Annotated in this window: 17 protein-coding genes, 1 tRNA gene and 1 pseudogene; 10 read left to right on the forward strand and 9 right to left on the reverse strand. The window is 72.7% G+C overall.

The window, feature by feature from the left end; genetic code table 11:
* The first annotated feature begins 1 nt into the window (after window position 1).
* The 3 genes from AB0B63_RS16175 to AB0B63_RS16185 are packed head-to-tail and all read left to right on the forward strand — an operon-like array spanning window position 2 to window position 2,842.
* A complete protein-coding gene (locus AB0B63_RS16175; protein WP_208565052.1) occupies window positions 2–697 on the forward strand; it encodes a response regulator transcription factor in 696 nt (231 codons plus the stop codon).
* Complete coding sequence (locus AB0B63_RS16180) at window positions 690–2,192, forward strand: HAMP domain-containing sensor histidine kinase (RefSeq protein WP_357019046.1); 1,503 nt, start codon at window positions 690–692, stop codon at window positions 2,190–2,192. The genes AB0B63_RS16175 and AB0B63_RS16180 overlap by 8 nt, the downstream gene beginning before the upstream one ends.
* 56 nt (window positions 2,193–2,248) lie before the next feature.
* The gene (locus AB0B63_RS16185) at window positions 2,249–2,842 is read left to right on the forward strand and encodes a hypothetical protein (RefSeq protein ID WP_208565050.1); all 594 of its coding nucleotides are present in this window, start codon (window positions 2,249–2,251) and stop codon (window positions 2,840–2,842) included.
* 97 nt (window positions 2,843–2,939) lie between these two features.
* Here the strand turns inward: AB0B63_RS16185 and AB0B63_RS16190 are convergent, their stop codons facing one another.
* Complete coding sequence (locus AB0B63_RS16190) at window positions 2,940–5,228, reverse strand: hypothetical protein (RefSeq protein ID WP_357019049.1); 2,289 nt, start codon at window positions 5,226–5,228, stop codon at window positions 2,940–2,942.
* A gap of 155 nt (window positions 5,229–5,383) precedes the next feature.
* On the opposite strand from AB0B63_RS16190, the gene AB0B63_RS16195 reads away from it, so the two are divergent.
* The gene (locus AB0B63_RS16195; RefSeq protein ID WP_219465255.1) at window positions 5,384–6,088 is read left to right on the forward strand and encodes a glycosyltransferase family 2 protein; all 705 of its coding nucleotides are present in this window, start codon (window positions 5,384–5,386) and stop codon (window positions 6,086–6,088) included.
* 57 nt (window positions 6,089–6,145) lie between these two features.
* Here AB0B63_RS16195 and AB0B63_RS16200 read toward each other — a convergent pair.
* Window positions 6,146–7,040 (reverse strand): annotated as a pseudogene (locus tag AB0B63_RS16200) (transketolase).
* A 2-nt stretch (window positions 7,041–7,042) separates the two neighbouring features.
* Complete coding sequence (locus tag AB0B63_RS16205; protein WP_208565047.1) at window positions 7,043–7,765, reverse strand: transketolase; 723 nt, start codon at window positions 7,763–7,765, stop codon at window positions 7,043–7,045.
* 45 nt (window positions 7,766–7,810) lie between these two features.
* Between AB0B63_RS16205 and soxR the strand changes: the two genes are divergently transcribed.
* Entirely contained in the window at window positions 7,811–8,272 is a 462-nt protein-coding gene (soxR, locus tag AB0B63_RS16210; RefSeq protein ID WP_357019052.1) for a redox-sensitive transcriptional activator SoxR, read from the forward strand.
* A 154-nt stretch (window positions 8,273–8,426) separates the two neighbouring features.
* On the opposite strand, the gene AB0B63_RS16215 is transcribed toward soxR, so the two are convergent.
* Window positions 8,427–9,404 (reverse strand): NAD(P)H-quinone oxidoreductase, encoded by a 978-nt coding sequence (locus AB0B63_RS16215; protein WP_357019055.1) that lies wholly within the window; start codon window positions 9,402–9,404, stop codon window positions 8,427–8,429.
* A 317-nt stretch (window positions 9,405–9,721) separates the two neighbouring features.
* Between AB0B63_RS16215 and AB0B63_RS16220 the strand changes: the two genes are divergently transcribed.
* A tRNA-Ser gene (locus AB0B63_RS16220) sits at window positions 9,722–9,808 on the forward strand.
* A gap of 234 nt (window positions 9,809–10,042) precedes the next feature.
* Here AB0B63_RS16220 and AB0B63_RS16225 read toward each other — a convergent pair.
* Window positions 10,043–10,477, reverse strand: a complete 435-nt coding sequence (locus AB0B63_RS16225; RefSeq protein ID WP_357019058.1) for a hypothetical protein — start codon at window positions 10,475–10,477, stop codon at window positions 10,043–10,045.
* Window positions 10,478–11,776: 1,299 nt separating this feature from the next.
* Window positions 11,777–12,157, reverse strand: a complete 381-nt coding sequence (locus AB0B63_RS16230) for a nuclear transport factor 2 family protein (protein ID WP_357019061.1) — start codon at window positions 12,155–12,157, stop codon at window positions 11,777–11,779.
* A gap of 145 nt (window positions 12,158–12,302) precedes the next feature.
* On the opposite strand from AB0B63_RS16230, the gene AB0B63_RS16235 reads away from it, so the two are divergent.
* Window positions 12,303–12,836 carry a YbhB/YbcL family Raf kinase inhibitor-like protein gene (locus tag AB0B63_RS16235; protein WP_357019064.1) on the forward strand — a complete coding sequence of 178 codons (534 nt, stop codon included), beginning with the start codon at window positions 12,303–12,305 and terminating at the stop codon, window positions 12,834–12,836.
* A gap of 51 nt (window positions 12,837–12,887) precedes the next feature.
* On the opposite strand, the gene AB0B63_RS16240 is transcribed toward AB0B63_RS16235, so the two are convergent.
* Window positions 12,888–13,598 (reverse strand): methyltransferase domain-containing protein, encoded by a 711-nt coding sequence (locus AB0B63_RS16240; RefSeq protein ID WP_208565020.1) that lies wholly within the window; start codon window positions 13,596–13,598, stop codon window positions 12,888–12,890.
* Between the two features lie 418 nt (window positions 13,599–14,016).
* On the opposite strand from AB0B63_RS16240, the gene AB0B63_RS16245 reads away from it, so the two are divergent.
* Window positions 14,017–15,705 (forward strand): hypothetical protein, encoded by a 1,689-nt coding sequence (locus AB0B63_RS16245; RefSeq protein ID WP_357019192.1) that lies wholly within the window; start codon window positions 14,017–14,019, stop codon window positions 15,703–15,705.
* A 15-nt stretch (window positions 15,706–15,720) separates the two neighbouring features.
* Here the strand turns inward: AB0B63_RS16245 and AB0B63_RS16250 are convergent, their stop codons facing one another.
* On the reverse strand, window positions 15,721–16,500 hold the full coding sequence (locus AB0B63_RS16250; RefSeq protein ID WP_357019195.1) for a hypothetical protein: 780 nt from the start codon (window positions 16,498–16,500) through the stop codon (window positions 15,721–15,723).
* 339 nt (window positions 16,501–16,839) lie between these two features.
* On the opposite strand from AB0B63_RS16250, the gene AB0B63_RS16255 reads away from it, so the two are divergent.
* Window positions 16,840–18,342, forward strand: a complete 1,503-nt coding sequence (locus AB0B63_RS16255) for a peptide deformylase (RefSeq protein ID WP_357019068.1) — start codon at window positions 16,840–16,842, stop codon at window positions 18,340–18,342.
* Window positions 18,343–18,440: 98 nt separating this feature from the next.
* On the opposite strand, the gene AB0B63_RS16260 is transcribed toward AB0B63_RS16255, so the two are convergent.
* A complete protein-coding gene (locus tag AB0B63_RS16260; protein ID WP_357019071.1) occupies window positions 18,441–19,559 on the reverse strand; it encodes a globin domain-containing protein in 1,119 nt (372 codons plus the stop codon).
* Between the two features lie 145 nt (window positions 19,560–19,704).
* Between AB0B63_RS16260 and AB0B63_RS16265 the strand changes: the two genes are divergently transcribed.
* On the forward strand, window positions 19,705–20,478 hold the full coding sequence (locus tag AB0B63_RS16265; protein WP_357019074.1) for a CPBP family intramembrane glutamic endopeptidase: 774 nt from the start codon (window positions 19,705–19,707) through the stop codon (window positions 20,476–20,478).
* The last annotated feature ends 10 nt before the right edge of the window (window positions 20,479–20,488 follow it).

A 20,488-nucleotide genomic window follows, 5' to 3' on the forward strand; every position in this document is an offset into this window, starting at 1 on the left:
GGTGACCGCTGACGCCACCGGCCAACGTGGGCTCGTCCTCGTGGTGGAGGACGAACCGGCCATCGCCGACCTGGTCCGGCTCTATCTCAGCCGGGACGGGTTCGGCGTACACCTGGAACGGGACGGCACGGGCGGGTTGGCCGCCGCCCGACGGCTGCGCCCGGTGGCCTGCGTCCTCGACATCACCCTGCCGGGCCTGGCCGGCACCGAGGTCTGCCGGCGGCTGCGCGAGGCCGGCGACTGGACCCCGGTCCTCTTCCTCACCGCCCGCGACGACGAGGTCGACCGGATCGTCGGCCTGGAGCTGGGCGCGGACGACTACGTCACCAAACCGTTCAGCCCCCGGGAGTTGGTGGCCCGGGTCCGGGCGGTGCTGCGGCGCACCGCCGGCGCCCCGGACGGGCCGGACCGGCCCCGCACCGTCGGCCCGGTCACCCTCGACCCGGCCCGCCGCACGGTGCTCGCGGCCGGCTCCCCCGTCCAGCTCACCTCCACCGAGTTCGACCTGCTCGCCCACCTGATGGCCCGCCCCGGCCGGGTCTTCACCCGGGAGGAGCTGCTGGCCGGGGTCTGGGGTTACGCGGCGCACGCCGGCACCCGCACCGTCGACGTGCACGTCGCCCAGGTGCGGGCCAAGCTCGGCCCGGCCAGCGTGATCCGCACCCACCGGGGCGTCGGATACGCCGCCAATGGCTGAGCCCGCCCCCCGGCCGCCGACCACCCCGCCGCCGTCGGCCGCGCCGTCGGCCGCCGCGCCGTCGGCCGCCGCGCCGCCGGGCGGGGCTCGGCGGCGTCGCCGTCGGCCGCGCCGCCGGTTCACCCACACGCTGACCGCCCGCGCGGTCCTGGTCACCTGCGCGGTGTCGCTGGTGTCGGTGCTGGTCACCGCGCTGGTCGCGGTCCCCCTGGCGGTACGCGGGGTGGAACGCCGCGACCAGGCCGCGCTGGCCGCCCAGGCCCGTCTCGCCGCCGACGTCCTGCGGGTACGCCCCAGCCGGCAGCGCGACGCTGCCGGCGACCGGCTGATCCGCCAACTCCGGGAACAACAGATCGAGGTGTACGTCGTCCAGGGTGGGCTGGCCGACCGCCCCGGCCTGCCCCGGCAGGTGGTGAACCGGGTCTCCGGCGGTCGGGACGTCTCCGGTCGACGGTTCGTCAACGGCCAACGGACCCTCGTCGAGGGGCGGGCACTGCCCGGCGGTGAGGGTGTGGTGCTGACCCGGGCCACCCCGCAGGGGCCGTGGCGGCAGGTGCTGCGCGCCCTCTGGCTGCCGCTGCTCGCCGGGCTCACCGCCGGGGCGGCGGCCGGGCTGCTGCTCGCCCGCCGGCTGGCCCGCCCGATCCGGCACGCCGCCACCGCCGCCGCCCGGTTGCGCGCCGGTGACCGGGCCGTCCGGGTGCCCGTCGAACCCCCCGACGAGGTCGCCGACCTGGCGTACGCGTTGAACGGGCTGGCCGCCGCGCTGGCCACCAGCGAGGGCCGGCAGCGGGAGTTCCTGCTGTCCGTCTCGCACGAGCTGCGTACCCCGTTGACCGCGATCCGGGGGTGGGCGGAGGCGCTCGCCGACGGGGTGATCGGCGCGGACGAGGCCGCCGCCACCGGCCGGACCATGCTCACCGAGGCCCAGCACCTGGACCGGCTGGTCGCCGACCTGTTGGCGCTGGCCCGGCTGGAGGCGGTGGACTTCCCGTTGGAACCGGTGCCGGTCGACCTCACCCGGCTGGCCGCCGACGCCGAACGCACCTGGTCGGAGCGGTGCGCGGCCGTCGGGGTGCCGTTCCGGCTGGAGACGCCGGGCACGGCGGTGCCCGCGTACACCGATCCGGGGCGGATCCGGCAGGTGGTGGACGGGTTGTTGGAGAACGCGCTGCGGGTCGTACCGCCGGGGGCGCCGGTGGTGCTCGCGGTCCGGGCGGCCGGTGCCGGCCCGACCGCCGGTGGGCTGGTCGAGGTCCGTGACGGCGGGCCCGGCTTCACCGACGACGACCTGGCGGTGGCCTTCGAGCGGGGGGCGTTGCACCAGCGCTACCGGGGGGTCCGCAAGGTCGGCAGCGGGTTGGGGCTGGCGTTGGCCGCCGGGCTGGTCCGCCGGCTCGGCGGGGAGATCGTCGCCGGGCACGCCACCGAGGGCGGTGCCGCGTTCACCGTCCGGCTCCCCGCCCATCCTTACCCGACCCGAACATCGGTCTGACCCCGCGCCCATCGGGTTCCGCGACGCTGGTGGCACCACGGACCAGAGGGAGAGTCATGGCACATCGGGGAATCGCCGTCACCGCCACGTCGCTGCTCGCGGCGCTCACGCTCGGCGTCGCCGGCTGCGGTACGGCCCAGGTCGCGCAGGACGGCACGAAGGCCGCCGTCGTCGAGGTGGCCGCCGCGCTGGGCGTCGAGGGGCAGGCGTTGGCCGCGCTGGGCCTCGACCCGGTCGAGTTGGACCTGCTCGCCGCGCCCGCCGCGTCGACCACCCCGTCCCCGCAGGCCGGGGCGAAGGGCAAGCGGAGCGAGCGGGTGAAGGAGCTGCGGCAGCGCCGGCAGGCCCGGGTGCAGCTGGGCCGCAACGGCCTGCACGGTGAGGCGGTGGTGCAGACCAAGGACGGCACGAAGACCGTCGTCGTGCAGCGCGGCGAGGTCACCGCGATCGACGGCGACTCGGTGACGGTGAAGTCCACCGACGGCTTCACCCTCACCTGGAAGCTGGGCGAGCAGCTCCGGGTGGTCGAGCGGCGCACCACCATCAAGGCCAACGACGTCAAGGTGGGTACGAAGGTCAACGTGGCGGGGGCCAGGGACGGCGACGCCAGCGTGGCCCGGCTGATCGTGGTGCCGGTCAAGCAGAAGTGACCCGTGGGGGACGGTCGGGCCGGCGTGGGCCACCACGCCGGCCCGACGTCCCGCCGACCGGTTCAGCCGGCCGGCGCTGCCGGCGGTCGGATCGCGCTCAGCGCGGCGGGGGCAGCGCGTAGCCGACGTGGTCGCGGAACTCGATCGTCCAACCCGCCGGGACCAGCCGGGCGCACTCCGTGCGGGGGCCGGTGCAGACGATCGCGTCGACCGAGGTGGGGTCGGCCGGCGGCCGGTCCGGCAGCACCGACTGCAACGCCACCAGCTCGGGCGAGCGGCCGTCGTCGCCGCGCAGCAGCAACCACCAGGGGTACTCCCAGTTGTCGTTCTGCTGCACCAGGCCGATCCGTCGGGCGTCACTCGCCCGCACCGCCGAGGCGGCCCACCGGAACTCGTCGGCCCACTGTGGCCGGCGCAGGAACCGGGTGTCCCACTCCGAGGTGGTGAAGACCGAGCCGGCACCGACCAGCCGGCGCGGGAAGCCGTACGACAGGGCCAGCACGCCGGCCAACGCGGAGGTGGCCAGCACGGTCACCACCAGCCCGGCGGCCACCGACCGTCGTCCCGCCCCGGGCCGCCGCCGCAGCACCGCGTCCACCCAGAGCCCGGCCAGCGGTACGGCCAGCACCAGCGCGTACAGCAGCAGCCGGTTCCCCCACGGCTGCCACTTGATCATCGCGGTGTGCAGAACCACCGCGAGCACCACCACGGCCGCGTACGCCCGCAGTGTCCCCGGTCGGCCGGGGCTGACCCGGCGGGGGCGGGCCAGCGCGAAGAGCGCCCCGAGCAGCGCCAGCGACCCGGCCAGCGGGAAGGCCACCCGGTCCTCGTCGGGATACCAGGAGGGCACCGGGAAGACCTCCCGGCCGAAGGTGATGGCCCGGTCCTGCGGGTCGACACCGATGGCGCGGGAGCCGGCCGTGATCGCCCCGGCGGTGCCGGCGCGCAGCGGGGCGAGCGGGGTGTCGAACGCGGTGTGCCCGATCCGCAGCGCGTTGACCAGCACGGACGCCGGATCGTGCCGTTCCATGGGGATGGACTCGCGCAGTCGTGGCGGCCCCAACGGGTGGCCGAACTCGGCGGTCTCCCGGGCCAGGAACGGCCCCACCACGGTCGCCGCTACCAGCAGCACCAGCAGCGAACCGCCCACCGTCCGGGCCACCTGCCGGGTCCCGGTGGGTGCCGGCCGGTCGGCCGCCCGGGTCGCCGGATCCGACCCGACACCGTCGACCGCCCGGCCGGTCCGGTCGGTGCCGCCCCCGGCGGAGTGACCGGTGCCGCCTCCGGCGAGGCGGAGCTGGGCCAGCCCCCAGAGCAGCAGCAGGGGACCGACGGCGATCAGCCCGCTGGTCTTGGTCAGCGCGGTCAGGCCGGTGGCCGCGCCCAGCGCCAGCGCGGCGGTCAGGTCGACCCGGCGGCGCAGGCCGTCCAGCACCAGGGTGGCGGCGCAGGCGGCCCAGGCGGCGGCCACCAGGTCGGTCTGGGTGCTGGTCGCCTGGAGGGCCACCATCGGCGTGGTGGCGAGCAGGAACGCGGTGAGTAGTTGGGCCCGCCGACCGCCGCCGAGCTGGGCGGTGATCCGGGTGGCCGCCAGCAGGCAGCCGATCCCGGCGGCCCACTGCACCAGGTTGTGCAGGGCGTCCCCGCCGGTGAACAGGCGCAGGTGCAGCAGCAGGTACTCCGCGCCGGGCGGGATGGTCACCTGCCGGTGGATGGCGGTGGGCCAGAACTCCAGGCTGCCCTGGGCCACCCAGCGCTCCACCTTCGGCAGGTGGTAGGTCTGCGAGTCGAAGTTGTTGGGCTCGGCCAGCAGCGCCACCACCAGCTCGATCGACACCATCGCGAGCACCCCGCCGGCGAGTAGCCGCTCGCCCCGGGTGGCCGTACGCCGCAGGTGGGTCAGTCGGCCCGCCCAGTCGGACAGCACCGCCGCGACGCCGCGCCCGGCGGTGCTCGGCAGTTCCGCGCGGGTGCTGCCGGCGGCCGGGTCCCCGGGGAGGTCGTCCGCCCCCGGCCCGTCCCCGCCCGGGCCCTGTGCCGTCGGGCCGCCCACTGCCGAGCCGACCAGCACCGCCCGGCGGGTCCGGGCGGCGGTGGTGCCGGGCCGGCCGGCATCCCGCCCGGACCGTCGGTGGGTCGCCGCAGCGACCGCCACCCCGGCGACGAAGAGCAGCCAGGCCAGGGCGAAGGCGGGCAGGGTGAGCGCGTCGAGGGCGCCGAGCACCTCCACGGTCAGCACGGCGAAGACGCCGGTGAGCAGGGCGGCCCGGACGACGCCGAGGCGGTGCGGGGCGACAACCCCGGCGGCCCGGGGCCGCAGCAGAGCGGAGAGCACCACGAGCGAGGCGACGGGGGCCGCCACGAGCATCCAGCCGGCTGCCGACATGGGCGGAAGTAAACACCATTGCGCTGAAAGACCGGGTGCCGGCCGGTACGGTGGCCACGGATGACGGAAACCCGCCGCTGCGGTGGCGACCCTCGCGGGGCCGATCTGCCAGGCTAGGCTAGGCCCGACTCACTGTCGCCACCGTGGAGATTCCCGTGAAGCTCTCGATCCTCATGCCGGTCTACAACGAGGAAGAACGCATCGCGGATGCCCTCAAGCAGGCATTGGCGGTCGATTATCCGTGCGAGATCGAGCTGGTCGTGGTCGACGACGGCAGCCGGGACGGCACCGGGGAGATCCTCGGCCGGGCGGACGACGCGCGGCTGCGGGTGATCACCCACTCCCGTAACGCGGGCAAGGGCGCGGCGATCAAGACGGCCGTGGACAGCGCCGAGGGTGAGTACATGGTCATCCTCGACGCCGATCTGGAGTACGACCCGCAGGACATCCCCCGGCTGCTCGCCCCGGTGCTCGACGGGCGGGCCACCGTGGTCTACGGCAACCGCACCTTCGGCAGTCACAGCGCCTACAGCTTCTGGTACGTGATGGGCAACAAGGGCGTCACGATGGCGGCGAACGTCCTGTTCAACTCCTACATCGGCGACCTGGAGACCTGTTTCAAGCTGATGCCGGTCGAGTTGTACCGGTCGCTGGGCATCCGGTCCCGGGGGTTCGGGATGGAGGCGGAGGTGACCGGCAAGCTCCTGCGCCGTCGCATCCGCCCGTACGAGGTCCCGATCAGCTACCGGGCGCGCGGGCGCGAGGAGGGCAAGAAGATCACCTGGAAGGACGGCGTCGAGGCGATCTGGATCCTCGGCCGGGAACGGACCCGTTCCCGGCCGTCGCGCGCATCCCGCTGAGCGCGACGGCCGGGCCCGCCGTGGCCTCCGGTCGGGGTGTCGGAGACCGCCCGGTCGTCAGGAAGGGCCGGTGTGCTGGCCCGCCGCCAGGAAGTCGCCGATCGCCCGGCGCAGCCCGGCCGGGTCGAGGCCGTGCCACCGGTCGTGATCCTCGGCGGTGCCGTAGCGCCGCAGCTCCGCCCGGCCCACGCCGAGGCTGAGCAGCCGGTGCGGCCGGTCCGCCAACGCCTCGGCCACCAGCCGCGTCGAGGTGCCGGCCAGGTAGGGCTCCACCACGATCACCTCGCCGCCGGCCAGCGCCCGTAGCCCGGTCACGTCGAACGGCCGGGGCCGGTGCGTGTAGGCGACCGTCACCGGTAGCCCGGCCACCGCGGCGAGCGCGGCGTCGAGCACCGGACCGACCGCCACCAGCAGCGCCGCGCCCGGCCCGGCGTCACGCACCACCTGCAACCCACCCGCCTGCGGGTACGCCCGCGTGTTGCTGCGCAGCGACAGCCGCAGGTAGGTCGAGTGCTGCCCGCAGACCGCGTCGCGCAGCAGGTCGGGGACCTCGTCGGGGTGGCCGGGCACGTGCACGGTCCAGCCGTCGAGGGTGTCGATCAGGGCGACGTCGGCCGGGGCGAGGTGGGTCCGGCCGGCCTCCGCCCGGTCGTAGGACGCGCCGATGCTGACCCGCACCGACCCCCTGGTGGTCGAGGTCCAGCTTGATCTGCTCGTACGCCCGCTCGACGAGGAACGGGGCGTAGCTGTGCACGATCGGGCGCTGCCCGGTGAGGGCGAGCCCGCCGGCCACCCCGATCATCAACTGTTCCCGGATGCCCACGTTGACCACCCGGTCCGGATACCGTCGGCCCGCCTCGGTGAAGGCGTCGGCGGAGATGTCGGCCAGCACGATCGTGGTCCGGGGGTCGTCGAGGAACCGGGTGGCGCTGGCGACGAAGGTGTCCCGCATGGTCATGACCGGCTCCCCGGGGTCGGTCCGTCGACCGCGACGACGACGTGGGGGCGGTGGCCGTCGTGGCCGGTGAGGGCGGCGTGCAGGGCGTCGTGGTCGTGCCCGTCGACGGTGGCGGCGGTCCAGCCGTTGACGGTGAACCGGGTGGCCACCCCGCCCGGCCAGCCGTGACTGGCCGACGCGTTGTCGACCACGATCGCGGTGAGCCCGGCCAGGCCGGTCGCCCCGGCGTACGCGATCGCCTCGTGGTTGGAGCCCTCGTCGAGTTCGGCGTCGCCGAGTAGGACGTACACCCGGGGGGTGGTGCGGCCCTGGGCGCGTAGGCCGAGCGCGGTGCCGACGCCCAGTCCGAGGCCGTGGCCGAGGGAGCCGGAGCCGATCTCGACGCCGGGGACGAGGGTGCGGTCGGGGTGGCCGCCGAGGCGGCTGTCGGGCCCGCCCGCGTCGTCGAGCCAGTCGACGGGGATGAACCCCTTGGCGGCGAGTACGGCGTAGTAGCCGGCCACGGCGTGCCCCTTGGAAAGCAGGAAGCGGTCCCGGTCCGGGTCGTCGACGGTGGCCGGGGTGACCCGCAGGACCCGGTCGTAGAGCACCCAGTGCACGTCGACGGTGGAGTACACGTTGTCGTCGTAGGCGTTGCCGGCGCGGATGCGTTCCAGCGGCGCGACGACCGGGGCGGGGAGGGTGCGGCCCCACGGGCGGGTTGCGGTCGGTGTGGTCATGTGGCTAGCGTGCAACCTGAAGTTGACTTCAACTCAAGGGCCGTGATGCACGAGTCACTCACCATCGGGCAGCTCTCCGCGCGCAGCGGGGTGGCCCAGTCGGCGCTGCGCTACTACGAACGCCTCGGGCTGATCAACGCCGACCGCACCGGCGGCAACCAGCGTCGGTACGCCCGCACCGAGCTGCGCCGGGTGGCGTTCATCCGGATCTCCCAGCAGGTCGGCATCTCGCTGGAGGAGATCCGGACCGCGCTGGACTCGCTGCCCTCGTCCCGCGCCCCCAGCCCGGACGACTGGGCCGCCCTCTCCCGCACCTGGCGGGAACGGCTGGACGAACGGATCAAACTGCTCGGCAAGCTCCGCGACGACCTGGACGGCTGCATCGGCTGCGGTTGCCTGTCGTTGCAGCGCTGCACCCTCTACAACCCGGGCGACACGCTGGCCGGCGAGGGCCCCGGCGCCCGCCTGGTGCTGCCCCGCCGCGACGGCCCACCTCCGCCGGCCTGAACGCTCCCCGGGCTCTGGGCTGCGCTGCCGGCCTGCTCACCGCCGAGCCGACCGACCAGCCGTAACCCCCGTACCCCCGCCTGGCGTGGGCCGTGCCGCCGGCACCTGGTCCGGGGCCGTGCGGCGCTCCTGCCGCCGTGGTCCGGCCGGGCCGTCACCCGGTGGTGAGCAGCACCTTGCCCACGTGGTCGCCCGACTCGACCAGCCGGTGCGCCTGCGCGGCGTCGCGCATCGGCAGCCGCCGGTCCACGATCGGTCGGACCGCGCCGGACTCCACCAGCGGCCACACCTGCTCCCGGACACCCCGGACGATGTCCGCCTTGTCGGCCAGCGGACGGGACCGCAGCGCGGTGGCCGCCACCGACGCCCGCTTCGCCAGCAGCGCGCCCAGGTCCAGTTCCGCCTTGCGCCCGCCCTGCATGCCGATCACCACCAGCCGGCCGCCGTCGGCCAGCGCCGCCACGTTCCGGCCCAGGTAGGAGGCACCCATGATGTCGAGGATCACGTCCGCGCCCCGCCCGTCGGTGACCCGCCGGACCTCCTCCACGAAATCCTGCTCCCGGTAGTCGACGGTGTGCGCGGCACCCAACTCCCGCAACCGGTCGTGCTTGGTCGACCGGGCGGTGGCCACCACGGTCGCGCCCAGCGCCGCGCCGAACTGCACCGCGAACGTGCCGATCCCGCTCCCGCCGCCGTGCACCAGCAGCGTCTCGCCCCTGCCGAGGTGGGCCACCCGGACCAGGTTCGACCAGACCGTACAGGCCACCTCGGGCAGCGCGGCGGCGTCGACCGGGTCGACGCCGGCCGGCACCGGCAGCAGCTGCCCGGCCGGCACGGCCACCCGTTCGGCGTACCCGCCGCCGGCCAGCAGCGCGCACACCGGCTGACCCACCGCCCAGCCGGTCACCCCCGCACCGAGCGCGCCGACAACCCCCGAACACTCCAATCCGGGGTACGCGGGCGCACCCGGCGGCGGTGGATACTGCCCCTGTCGCTGCAGCAGGTCGGCCCGGTTCACCGCGCTGGCGGTCACCTCGACGACCACCTCACCCGCACCGGGCTCCGGGTCGGGCACCTCCGCCCAGACGAGCGCGTCGGGTCCACCGGGTTCCGGGATCGTGATCGCGTGCATGGCCCAGTCTTACCCGATCCGGGCCGCAGTCTTACCCGATCCGGGACGGGAACCACGCCTGTCTGTCGACAAGCGCCATGTGGGCAGGTCCGGCCGGCAATATCCACCGGCCGTCGTCCCGGGCGGGCCACCGCTCGCCCAGGACGGCCGGAAATTCGGCCACAGTGGACCGACCGGGTGAGGTCACGCTGGTCATGCCATGGATCAAGGACCCCTTTCCGGTACGCCGGACCGCGCCCGACGGTGGTGGGCCGGCTCGTCCGGACGCGGTTCGTGGCAGACTAGGCACAGGCCGCGCACCCCCGGGTGGCGGTTCGGGAGGGTTCGCCTAGTGGCCGATGGCGCTGGTCTTGAAAACCGGTAAGGCAGCGATGTCTTCGTGGGTTCGAATCCCACACCCTCCGCGTCCAGAGCGGCAGCAACGCACCCTCACCAGTGTTGACCCTGCCAGGTGGCGTCTCGCCGTGTGCGCCGTCCATGCGTGCCCGTCCTTCAGCCGCTCATGGAGCCTGCTCGAACGGCGCGGGCACGTCCTCGGCTGACCTTTCGTGTCACCAGAGGTCGCGTAGCGTCACCGGAGTGCTTCTCGGAGCGCGTGCCGCTTCCTGCCGGTCGGCAGGAAGCGGCAATGAGGGGGGTCAGCAGGCCACAAGATGGCGGACAGCTTCCTGCGCCTTCTTGAAGTTCTCTTTCCTGCCGGGCGGAAGTCCTCCATCGATCGCAAGCTGAAGGGCCGCCGTTACATCCTCGATCAGCGATCGAAGAATCTGGCCGTGCTTCGCGTTGGGCGGAATGCTCCACTCGCGCTCGAAGATGAGCCGGTAGTAGTCGGCGACGCCGACAGTCACCCAGCGCTGCCTTGCCGATTGGTAGACAATTCCGTCCAGCAGGCCGGGACCCTCGTCGTCGCCGAGGGCCTCCTGATCTCCGTCTGACAGCGGAACATAAAGCCAGAGGGAGATGTCCCCGGTGTAGCCAAGTGTGCGCCAGAACAGATGAGCCTGGCCGCCCGTTCTGAATATGCCGAGGGTGGGTACGCCGTTGTAGCGATCGAATATCTCGACCTCCTCCACCGAGGTGACCGGTGCCCACGCTAGATTGCCCAACTTTGGGAGAACCGACTTACTCACGAGTATCACCTCCCGTGGACTCAGTGAAGCACTTGTCGAAGCTCATCGCCATACCGTCATCCCACTCGGTAGGCCCATATGGCCCAGACGGTGGGAAGACCGAGACATGGAGGGGATTCCCCCGGGTGGGTGAGTGGACGACTTCGAAGCCAGCTTGACGCAGCGCGCCGACGGTGGTGTACCGAGCCTTGGCCCAAGGTGGTGCAGCTTTTGTGACGAGGAGCGCCACCGCCATCTTGGACTGCCTGCCGATGATCAATGACATCTCGGTCTCACCGATGTCTACCCGCAGGAAGTTGCGGAAATCCTCTCCTTCCTCTCCGTACTGAGTGAGTTCGACGCCGTCTCGCAGGTACTGGACCTCGGCTGCGCTGCCTTTTCCACGGGGCACTCAGGGTCCGCCTTTGGTAACTTCATCGAGCAGGGGTTGCATGAAGTTACCGAAAGTGCACCGGTAGTAGTGTCGGAAGTCCGACACTTGGGGCTGCAGGGTGCCAGTTACCCTCCTTCTTGCTATCAAGGTGCAACCTAGCGGTTCTATCGCTTTTAAGTAGTGAATCAGACAAAATGCCCGCAGTGGTGTGATGCGGGGCTCTGCGCTGACACCGCCGTACCGCCACCGTCGACGGCCTTCGCGCCAACCTGGGTACGGTCGGCCCGGCTATTGGCGGCCAGTGGTCGACAAGATGGGGGCGATCGGTCCCGACAGGGTCGAGTGGATTACGGATCGCTTCCCGCTTCCAGCCATTCCTGCCCGACGAGTCTGTCGGGCAGGACCTTTTCGCGTTTTGCGCACGGCGCGTCCGAGTCGATCAGCGCACGTATCGAGCCGCTGCGCCGTCGAGTCGAACGGGGAATCGTATGACGAACTGCGCCAGCTCGGTCGAACACCAGCGATGTGTGGCGGCGGAAGAGTCATTCTTGCTCCGGCGCGACTGCGCTTTTTCGCTGGCCGGATGTGTACAGCTTGTTCTACGGCCGGATGTGTGCAGCTTGTTGTCTGGCCGGATTGTGCAGCACCAGGAGCCCGCAGATGAGGGCTCGGGGTGGCAGGACACACACAGGCGGGCGTGGCGTGCGCACCTGCACTCCGGCGGGCCGGTGAATCAGGCAACGACGCTGGTTGACGCACGTCAGTACCTCCCATTCCGGGAGACCTTCCCCGATGGCCGCCAGCACGACGGGTCACGTCCGTCCCGCGTGGCGGCTGACGGTGCTGGACGGGTGCCCGCACGTCAGCAGTCAGGGGACGGGGCTGAGGTGGGCGGCGAGGATGCGCCAGCCGTACCCGTCGTCGTACGCCCAGGTGCGGGTGTAGCGCAACCGCGCCGCGAACGGCTCACCCGCGAAGGTGCCGCTGACCCGCCCCCGGAAGAACGTCACCCCGGTCGTCCCGGCGACGAGCAGCTCCAACTCCTCCTCCACCAGCTCGTCGAGCACCGAACTGCCACTGCGGTGCGCGGCCAGGTCGTCGGACTTGCCGAAGGTGCGACCGTCCGGCCCGACGGCGATCAGGCGGTCGTCGAGCAGGGCGTCGAGCGCGGCCACGTCGCCGGTCAGCTGGGCGGCCTGGAGGCGGCGCTCCGCCTCCAACAGTTCCGCCTCACGTTCGGTGTCCCGCATGTGCCCTCCCGGTCGTCGACCGGCCCGTCGGCCGCGTCCCCTCATTCTGGCGGCCCGACGGTGCGCGGTGCTTCCGGTTCGTCGTCCCCGCCCGGCGGGGTAAGAAGGGGCAGAGGAAAACGCGCACACCGGAAGGACCTTCCCGATGACCCTGGAACGACCGATCGCCCCGGACCCGTACGAGCTGCTGCCGACCGTGTCGTCGTTCGACCTGACCAGTGACGACGTGCACAACGGCGAGCCGATGGACGCCCGGTACGCGCACGGCAGCACCGGTGGCGAGAACGTCTCCCCGCAGCTGACCTGGTCGGGCTTCCCCGCCGGTACGAAGAGCTTCGTGGTGACCTGCTTCGACCCGGACGCCCCGACCGGCAGCGGTTTCTGGCACTGGGTGCTGGTCGACGTGCCCGCCTCGACGACCAGCCTGCCGACCGGCGTGCAGGAGGCCGACCTGGGTGGGGCGTTCAGCGTCCGCAACGACTACGGCGACACCGGCTACGGGGGTGCGGCCCCGCCGCCGGGCGACCGTCCCCACCGGTACGTCTTCGCCGTGCACGCGGTCGACGTCGACACGCTCGGCGTGGGGCCGGACGCCAGCCCCGCGTACGTCGGCTTCAACCTGGCGTTCCACACCCTGGCGCGGGCGGTCATCCGGCCGACGTACCAGATCAAGGAGTGAGCGGTGCCCCGCCGGTCCCGCGTGGGCGGGGCCGGCGGGCGGGCGGCACGGTCAGCCGGGCACCCGGGCGACGGCGAAGACGGACTGGCCGAACGGCGGCCGGACGAGCTGCTCGGCGGCCTTGGTGGCGGGCAGCACGAGGGTGTCGTACACCTTGACCATCGGGCCCTCCTTCGGCATCAGCCGGAAGACCTTGGTGGCCATGAAGTAGCCGATCAGGCCGAGGGCGTTGGCGTAGTGCATCGTCTCGACGTGCAGCCCGGCCGCGGTCATCGCGTCGCCGAGGGTCTTCTTGGTGTAGCGGCGCACATGGCCGGTGGCGATGTCGGCGGGGCCCATCGCGAACTGGAACGCCGGCACGATGATGATCACCGCGCCGCCGGGCCGGACCAGGTCGCGCATGCTGCGCAGCGCACCCACGTGGTCCTCGATGTGCTCCAGCACGTTGTACGACACGGCCGCGCTGTAGTCGCCGCCGCCCGGGTGCGGCAGCAGCATCTCGCGGACCTCGATCGTCGGCTCGTCGACCAGCCGCTCCTTGAGCAGGATCAGCCGGTCCGGGTCGGCCTCGGTGGCGGTGAAGCGGGGCACGTGCCGCGCCCACTCCAGGGCGTAGTCGCCCAGGCCGCTGCCGATCTCGATCGGGTCGTCACCGAGGTGGGGCACCGCCAGTTCGACGAACCACCGGCGGTGGTTGACCGCGGTGGCGAGGCCCTCCAGGACCTCTGACTGGACGCGCTGATCCCCAGTGATTTCTACCATGCGTCGATTCCTCACGATATGACTGACCCGCGCCTGGACCGACAGAGTGAATCATCCGCGCGAGGGGCGGAGGAAACGGGGCACTGTGAAGGCCGAATTGTGGTCGGGGGAGGGCACGTGATCGGCGGTCGGCGAACCCGGCACATAGTACGGCAGTACCCGAAACATGTCACGTGCCCGCCATAGGCCAACTACGCTGTGAATTGTCATGACTACTTCCGAATCGGAGCCTGTCGCCGGTCGGTCCGGCGTCGGGGACGCCGAGCCGGTGCCGACCCGGCGTGTCGTCCGGCGGAGGTGGCGGCGGGTGTTCCCGACGGGCCGCCCGCGTCGCCCACCTGCCCCGGCGGCGGGGGGTGCGGCGAGGGCGGGGTGGCGGTGGGACGCGCTCGCCGTGGCCAGTTATCTCGCGCTGGCGATGTGGGTGACCGCCCGGTTGTGGCGCGACCCCGGGGCCGGGGTGCGGGACAACCGGTCGGACCAGGCGCAGTTCGAGTGGATGATGGCGCACGGCGCTCGGGTCGTCACGGAATGGAGTTATCCGTTCGGTTCGGACCGGATGAACGTGCCCGACGGCGTGAATCTGATGGCGAATACCTCCGTATTATCCATCTCAATACCAATGACCCCGGTCACCATGCTCTTCGGGCCGCACTGGTCCTTTCTTCTTTTCCTCACCCTCGGAATGGCGGCCACCGGCACCGCCTGGTACTTCTTCCTGTCCCGGGTGGTGACCCGGTCCCGGGGGCCGGCCTGGCTCGGCGCAGCCTTCTGCGCGTACGCCCCGGCGATGGTGTCGCACGCCAACGCCCACCCGAACATCGTCTCCCAGTTCGTCGTACCGCTGATCATCTGGCGCACCCTGCGACTGACCGAGCCGGGCCGGTGGCTGCGCAACGGGCTCCTGCTGGGCCTGCTGATCGTCTGGCAGGCCTTCCTCAACCTGGAGATCCTGCTGATGACGGCGATCGCCCTGGCCGCGGTCACCGGTGCCCTCGTCGTCGGCCGGCCGCACCTGCGCGCGGCGGCCCGACCGTTCCTCGCCGGCCTCGGCGTGGCTGCGCTCCTGTCCGCCGTGCTGCTCGCCTACCCGCTGTACGTGCAGCTCTTCGGGCCGGGTTCCTACCACGGGCTGTCCCGGCTGATCCGGGGCTACCGCACCGACCTGGGGGCGTTCGTCGGCTGGTCGCGGGAGTCGCTGGCCGGTGACGCCCGGTCCGCCGACCCGCTGGCCCGCAACCCCACCGAGGAGAACGCGTTCTTCGGCTGGCCGCTGGTCGTCCTCACGGTCGCCCTGGTCTGGTGGCTGCGGCGCAACGCCCTGGTGCTCGGCCTGGCCGCGCTCGGGCTGTTCTTCGCCGTCCTGTCGCTGGGCCGGGAGGTGCAGCTCAACGGGCGCAACACCGGCGTCCCCGCCCCCTGGGCGCTGCTGGAGGAGTTGCCCCTGCTGCACTCCGTGGTGCCCACCCGGTGGTCGCTGGCGATCACCCCGATCATCGGCGTGCTGCTGGCCCTCGGCGTGCAGCGGGCCCGGGATCTCGCCCACCGGCACCCGACCGCCAGGCGGCAGATCCGCTTCGTCACGGCGACCGTCCTGCTGATGGCCCTGCTGCCGCTGCTGCCGACCCCGCTGCCGGCGACCCGCCTCGACCCGGTGCCGGCGTTCGTCACCTCCGGCGGGTGGCGCCCCTACGTCACCGGGGGCCGCAGCGTGGTGACCCTGCCGCTGCCCGACAACACCTACGCCGACCCGCTGCGCTGGTCGGCCCGGACCCGGCTGGAGATGCCGCTGGCGCGGGGCTACTTCCTGGCCCCCGACACCCGGCCGTGGTCGCCCGAGCCGGACGCCGCCCTGTTCACCGCACCGTACCGGCGGACCAGCAACTTCTTCGGCGGGATCGCGCGCACCGGCACCATTCCACCGGTCACCGCCGCCGACCGACGGGCCGCCGTGACCGACCTGCGCTACTGGCGGGCCGGCGTGGTGATCCTCGGCCCGCACCCGCACGCCGACGCGCTGCGTCGGGCGATGACCGCGGTGACCGGCATCACCCCCGTCTGGACCGGTGGGGTGTGGCGGTGGGACGTCCGGCCGCTCACGGGCTGAGCGGGGGCGGGCCGGTCAGGCCGAGCGGACGCAGCAGCCCTGGCAGACCTTGGGGCTGGGCAGGGTGAAGGCGAGACAGCAGGTGCGCCGCTGCACGGTCGGCTCGCCGCCCCGGCCGGGCACCAGCTCGACCAGGTCGGCCATGCCGAGGGTGTCGAGCAGGGTGTCGATGGTGCGCACCGACGGGCCGGGCAGGGCGTCCGCCGCCCGCAGGATGCCGTGCGCGATGCCCGAGGCCACCGAGCCGAGCAGGGTACGCGCGCCCACCCGCACCTCCGCCTGGATCGCGGTGACCATCGGGGCGAGATGGGCGTCGAGCAACGAGGCGCGCAGGAGGCCGAGCAGCTCGGCCTCGTCGGCGGCGACCCGGACGCCGGGCTGGCCGGTGAGGGCGAGCGGGTCACCGGGCAGCACCGCGACGGTCGTCGAGCGGCGCAGGCCCATCGTGAGCAGCTGCCGGTGGTCCTCGAAGTGGATCAGCACGTCGGCCGGGTCGAGCAGCGGCACCCGGCGGGCCGAGGCCCACCCGAGCACCACCGGCAGCGCCGTCCAGTAGCTGTAGGACTTCCAGGCCAGCGCGGCGCAGGCGTGCGGGGTGCCACCCCAGCGGCGGGCGGCGGCGCGCAGGAACTCGGGCATCCGGGTGCCGTCGACGAGGGTGGTGGCGGGGCTCCAGCCGAACTCGTCCGCCACCACCAGACCCGGCGCGAGGCCGGGCAGCGCGTCGGTGCCGAACATGGCCCGCAGGGTGGTGGTGACCGGGGCGAGCCGGCCGGCGAGATCCTGGCCCGGCATCACCGCCGTCATCCCGACCCCCTCCCGTCACCGCTCGTCCGCCGTGGGTGGCGGAGGTCCCGTCGGCCACTCCGGTGCCGGAGGGGTCGCCCGTGAAGCTAAGGCTAGCCTAACCATGCCTGGGGTCCTGAGGGAAGCCTCTCCGGGAGCGGATCGGGAGGTCGGGATCACCATGGCCGTCCGGTCGGCACGGATCAGCCCGGTTCGGCTACTACCCGACCGAAGGCGCGGAAAACGCCGGCGGTGTCAAGGCATATGTCGACAACGTGCCAGTTCGGTACGGGGAAACGGAGAAAACGTGAAGACTTGTCGTCCCGGCTGCTTTGCGTGAGGAAGCTGATGACGACCTCTCCCCTGGAGCGGGCCGCCGATTCGTTCGCGGCGGAACTCGCCCGGCACCGGACGGGGCGAGGGCTGACCAAGAAACAGCTCGCCACGTTGATGGGTTTCGACCCGTCGTACGTGAGTCACGTCGAGGGGCGTCGGCACCGGCCCACCGAAGACTTCGCCCGCCGCGCCGAAGCCGTCCTCGACGCCGGCGGCGTCATCTGGCAGTGCTTCCAGGAGTACGACCAGCTCCGCCAGGCCCGTGCCGTTCCCGGGCAACGCGAACCGACACCCCCCGGGCGGTGGCTCCCGCCGGGCACCGGGCTCGTCGTCGAACAGGAAACCGCCACCCTCACCCTGGTCGACGGCACCTACCGGTGCGTGATCCGTCGTCGACTGCACAACGCCGGCACCGAACCGGTCACCCGCTACCTCGTCCGGGTCGCCGTCGACCGGTGGCCCGACGACCCGGGGCGCTCCAACCGGCACCACCGGGAACACCCGCTCACCTTCGCCGAGCTGCGCTTCCGGGCCATCCACCACGACGACGGCGGTCGCGAACCGATGCACTGGCGGGTCCGCCACGACCGGGACGCGTACAAGGAGATCTGGCTGCTGTTCGAGAACGCCGACGGGCCGTTCCCGCTGCACCCCGGCGATCGCGCCGAGGTCGAGTACGCCTACCGGGTCGGCCGGGTCAAGTGGGGCCCCTGGTTCCAACGGGCCGTCCGCCTGCCCACCCGGCACCTGGCTGTGCGGCTCGACCTCCCGGCGGCCCTCGACCCCCGGGTCTGGGGGGTGGAGACCTCGCTCTCCGCCGACGAGGGGCCACTGCGCACCCCGGTCCGCCGACACGACCGGGGCGACCGGGTGGTCTTCGACTGGTCCACCGACGACCCGCCGCTCAACACCCGCTTCCGCCTCCAGTGGCGGTTCCGTCAGGAGCCGGCGGAGACGACGCCGCAGGTGCCGGCCCGCCCCACCGACCGGCTGCGCGCCCTCGGCGTGCTGCCCCCCGACGCCACCGCGTCCGGCCGGCCCGCCCGCCCATTCGACCTGCCCCGGGAAGCCGCCGCCGCCCGCGAAGTGGCCGGCCGGCTCACCGACCTGCTGGCCCAGGCCGACGAGGTGCACACGTTCAGCGCCGGGATGGGCCTCGCCGCACCGCAGCTCGGCCTGGACGCCGCCGTCGCCGTCGTGCGCCCCCCCGACCGGACCGCCCCGCCGGTCGTCCTGGTGAACCCCCGGCTGGTCGCCGAAAGCCCGGAAACCGTCGAACAGTACGAGGGCTGCCTCGCCACCGCCGACCACCGCGGCCTGGTGCCCCGCCCACTGCGTGTCGACGTGGAACACGCCCGCTGGGACGGCAGCCGGATGATCACCTCGTTCGCGTACGGGATGGCCCGGTTGGTCGCCCACGAGATCGACCACCTCGACGGGCGGGCCTGGACCGACCGGATGGCACCCGGCGTGCCGCTGGTCCCCGTCGAGGAATACCGCGACAGCAACGCCTGAACGCCTGCCCGGACGCTGATCCGGGTGGGCACGGAGGGGACCGGGGCGCGTGCCCCAGGGGGCGGGGGCACGCGCCCCGGTTCGGGGGGAGTAAAGCTCTACAGGTTGCCGAACGTGTCGTACCGGATGTGCTGCGGCGGGACGTCGTCCTCGGCGAGCGCCCGCAACGTCGCCCGGACCATCGCGGCGGAGCCGGAGACGTAACAGTCGTGCGACGTCCACGGGCCGTACCGGGCCACCACCTCGGGGACGTCCCCCCGCTCGCCGTCGAAGCCCGGGTCGTCACTGCACGACGGGGTCACCGACAACCAGGGATGCGCGGCGACCAGCTCCTCCAGGCCGGCCAGGCCGTACAACTCGTCGGCGTGCCGGGCACCGTAGAACACGTGCACCCAGCGGGCCCGGTTCCAGCCGGCCAACTCCTCCACCATCGCCTTCACCGGCGCCAGGCCGACCCCGCCGGCCACGCAGAGGATGTCCCGCCCCGAATCCCGGTCCACCGTCATCGACCCCATCGGAGCGGCCACCCGCAGCAGGTCACCCGGCTTGGTCCGGCGCACCAACGCCCCGGACACCCAGCCCGCGCCAGCCGGCGTACGGACGTGGAACTCCAGCACGTTGTCGTCGTTCGGGGCGTTCGCCACCGAGTACGTCCGCCACACCCGGGGCAGGTGCCGGGGCACCTCGACACTGACGTACTGGCCGGCCCGCCAGACCAGCGGGTGCTGGAGGGCGCGGACGGTCAACACGGCGGTGTCGGTGCCGTACCGCTCGTGGGTGAGGACCTCCGCGTGCCAGAACGGCGGGTTCTCGTCCGACTCCGCCCCGGCCAGCATGGTCGCCGTGATCGCCGCGTACGCCTCCCGCCACGCCTGGTCGTACTCCAGGCTCCAACCGTCACCGGCGGTGGTACGCAACGCGTCGAGCAGCGCCACCCCCATCGTCGCGTAGTGCGCGGTGTCGACGTGGTACTTGCGGTGGTCCCGGCCCAGCGAGCGCAGATACTCGTCGAAGCTCTCCGGATCGTCCATCACCTGGGTCGCGGTGACGATGGCGTCCAGGATCCGGTCACCCTGACCGGTCATCTCCGCCGGGAACAGCCGACGCAGCTCCGGATCGAGCAGGAACAGCCGGGCGTAGAAACGACCGCTCAGCCGGTTCCGGTCCTCCTCGACCAGGGTCCAACTCTCCTTCAACAGCCGAGCGAAGTTGTCCACGGGGGGCGGTCCTCCTCCTGACGGCGGATCGGGCCCCGATAGAATGTCCACGGAGCGTATATAGCGGTCGCACAGACTGTGCGATCGGCTCGTCCGGGGCCACCGGCCGGTGCGATCGGGCCACCCCGTCGGGCAGAGTGGTGCGGTGACCGATGAGCAGCCCACCCGCCCCGCGACCCGGCGGGTCCTCGGCACCGAGACCCTGCTGGTGCTCGGCCTGTCGCTCGGGCAGTCGGCCGTCTACGCCGTGGTGTCGCTGACCGCGAAGCTGACCGCCGACGGGCCGCTGTCGAAACAGACCGCCTCGCTCAACACCTCGCAGTCCGCCCGGCCCTGGCTCGACCTGACGTACCAGTTGCTCGGCATCGTCTTCGCGCTGCTGCCGGTGCTGCTCGCCGTACACCTGCTGGCACGGGACCCCGGCGACCCGGCGCGGACCCTCGGCGTGGACCTGCGACGGCCCGGGTCCGACCTGGCCCGGGGCGCCGGGCTGGCCGCGCTGATCGGCCTGCCCGGCCTGGCCCTGTTCTGGGTGGCGGCGCAGCTCGGCATCAACGCCACCCTGGTCCCCGCCGGCCTGCCGCCGCTGTGGTGGGCGGTGCCGGTGCTGGTCCTCGCCGCCGTGCAGAACGCCGTGCTGGAGGAGGTGATCGTGGTCGGCTACCTGGTCACCCGGCTACGACAGCTCCAGTGGCGGATCGGCGCGGTCATCGCGACCAGCGCGCTGCTGCGCGGCTCCTACCACCTCTACCAGGGCTTCGGGGCGTTCGTCGGCAACGCGGTGATGGGCGTCGTGTTCAGCCTGTTCTACCTGCGCACCCGGCGGGTGATGCCGCTGATCGTGGCGCACACCCTGCTCGACGTGGTCGCCTTCGTCGGCTACTCGCTGCTGCCCAAGGACTGGTTCGACTGGCTCTGACCGCCGCCAC

Origin of the sequence: Micromonospora sp. NPDC049081, assembly GCF_040648835.1 — a bacterium.
In the GTDB taxonomy this organism is placed as follows: Bacteria; Actinomycetota; Actinomycetes; order Mycobacteriales; family Micromonosporaceae; genus Micromonospora; species Micromonospora antibiotica.

What these genes read in the sequence shown, in the direction of transcription:
- AB0B63_RS16235 (WP_357019064.1), top strand. Translation starts at nt 12,303, where the DNA reads ATGACCCTGGAACGACCGATCGCCCCGGACCCGTACGAGCTGCTGCCG.
- AB0B63_RS16245 (WP_357019192.1), top strand. Translation starts at nt 14,017, where the DNA reads ATGTGGGTGACCGCCCGGTTGTGGCGCGACCCCGGGGCCGGGGTGCGG.
- AB0B63_RS16250 (WP_357019195.1), bottom strand. Translation starts at nt 16,500, where the DNA reads ATGCCGGGCCAGGATCTCGCCGGCCGGCTCGCCCCGGTCACCACCACC.
- AB0B63_RS16205 (WP_208565047.1), bottom strand. Translation starts at nt 7,765, where the DNA reads ATGACCACACCGACCGCAACCCGCCCGTGGGGCCGCACCCTCCCCGCC.
- soxR (WP_357019052.1), top strand. Translation starts at nt 7,811, where the DNA reads ATGCACGAGTCACTCACCATCGGGCAGCTCTCCGCGCGCAGCGGGGTG.
- AB0B63_RS16180 (WP_357019046.1), top strand. Translation starts at nt 690, where the DNA reads ATGGCTGAGCCCGCCCCCCGGCCGCCGACCACCCCGCCGCCGTCGGCC.
- AB0B63_RS16240 (WP_208565020.1), bottom strand. Translation starts at nt 13,598, where the DNA reads ATGGTAGAAATCACTGGGGATCAGCGCGTCCAGTCAGAGGTCCTGGAG.
- AB0B63_RS16255 (WP_357019068.1), top strand. Translation starts at nt 16,840, where the DNA reads ATGACGACCTCTCCCCTGGAGCGGGCCGCCGATTCGTTCGCGGCGGAA.
- AB0B63_RS16215 (WP_357019055.1), bottom strand. Translation starts at nt 9,404, where the DNA reads ATGCACGCGATCACGATCCCGGAACCCGGTGGACCCGACGCGCTCGTC.
- AB0B63_RS16185 (WP_208565050.1), top strand. Translation starts at nt 2,249, where the DNA reads ATGGCACATCGGGGAATCGCCGTCACCGCCACGTCGCTGCTCGCGGCG.
- AB0B63_RS16190 (WP_357019049.1), bottom strand. Translation starts at nt 5,228, where the DNA reads ATGTCGGCAGCCGGCTGGATGCTCGTGGCGGCCCCCGTCGCCTCGCTC.
- AB0B63_RS16230 (WP_357019061.1), bottom strand. Translation starts at nt 12,157, where the DNA reads ATGCGGGACACCGAACGTGAGGCGGAACTGTTGGAGGCGGAGCGCCGC.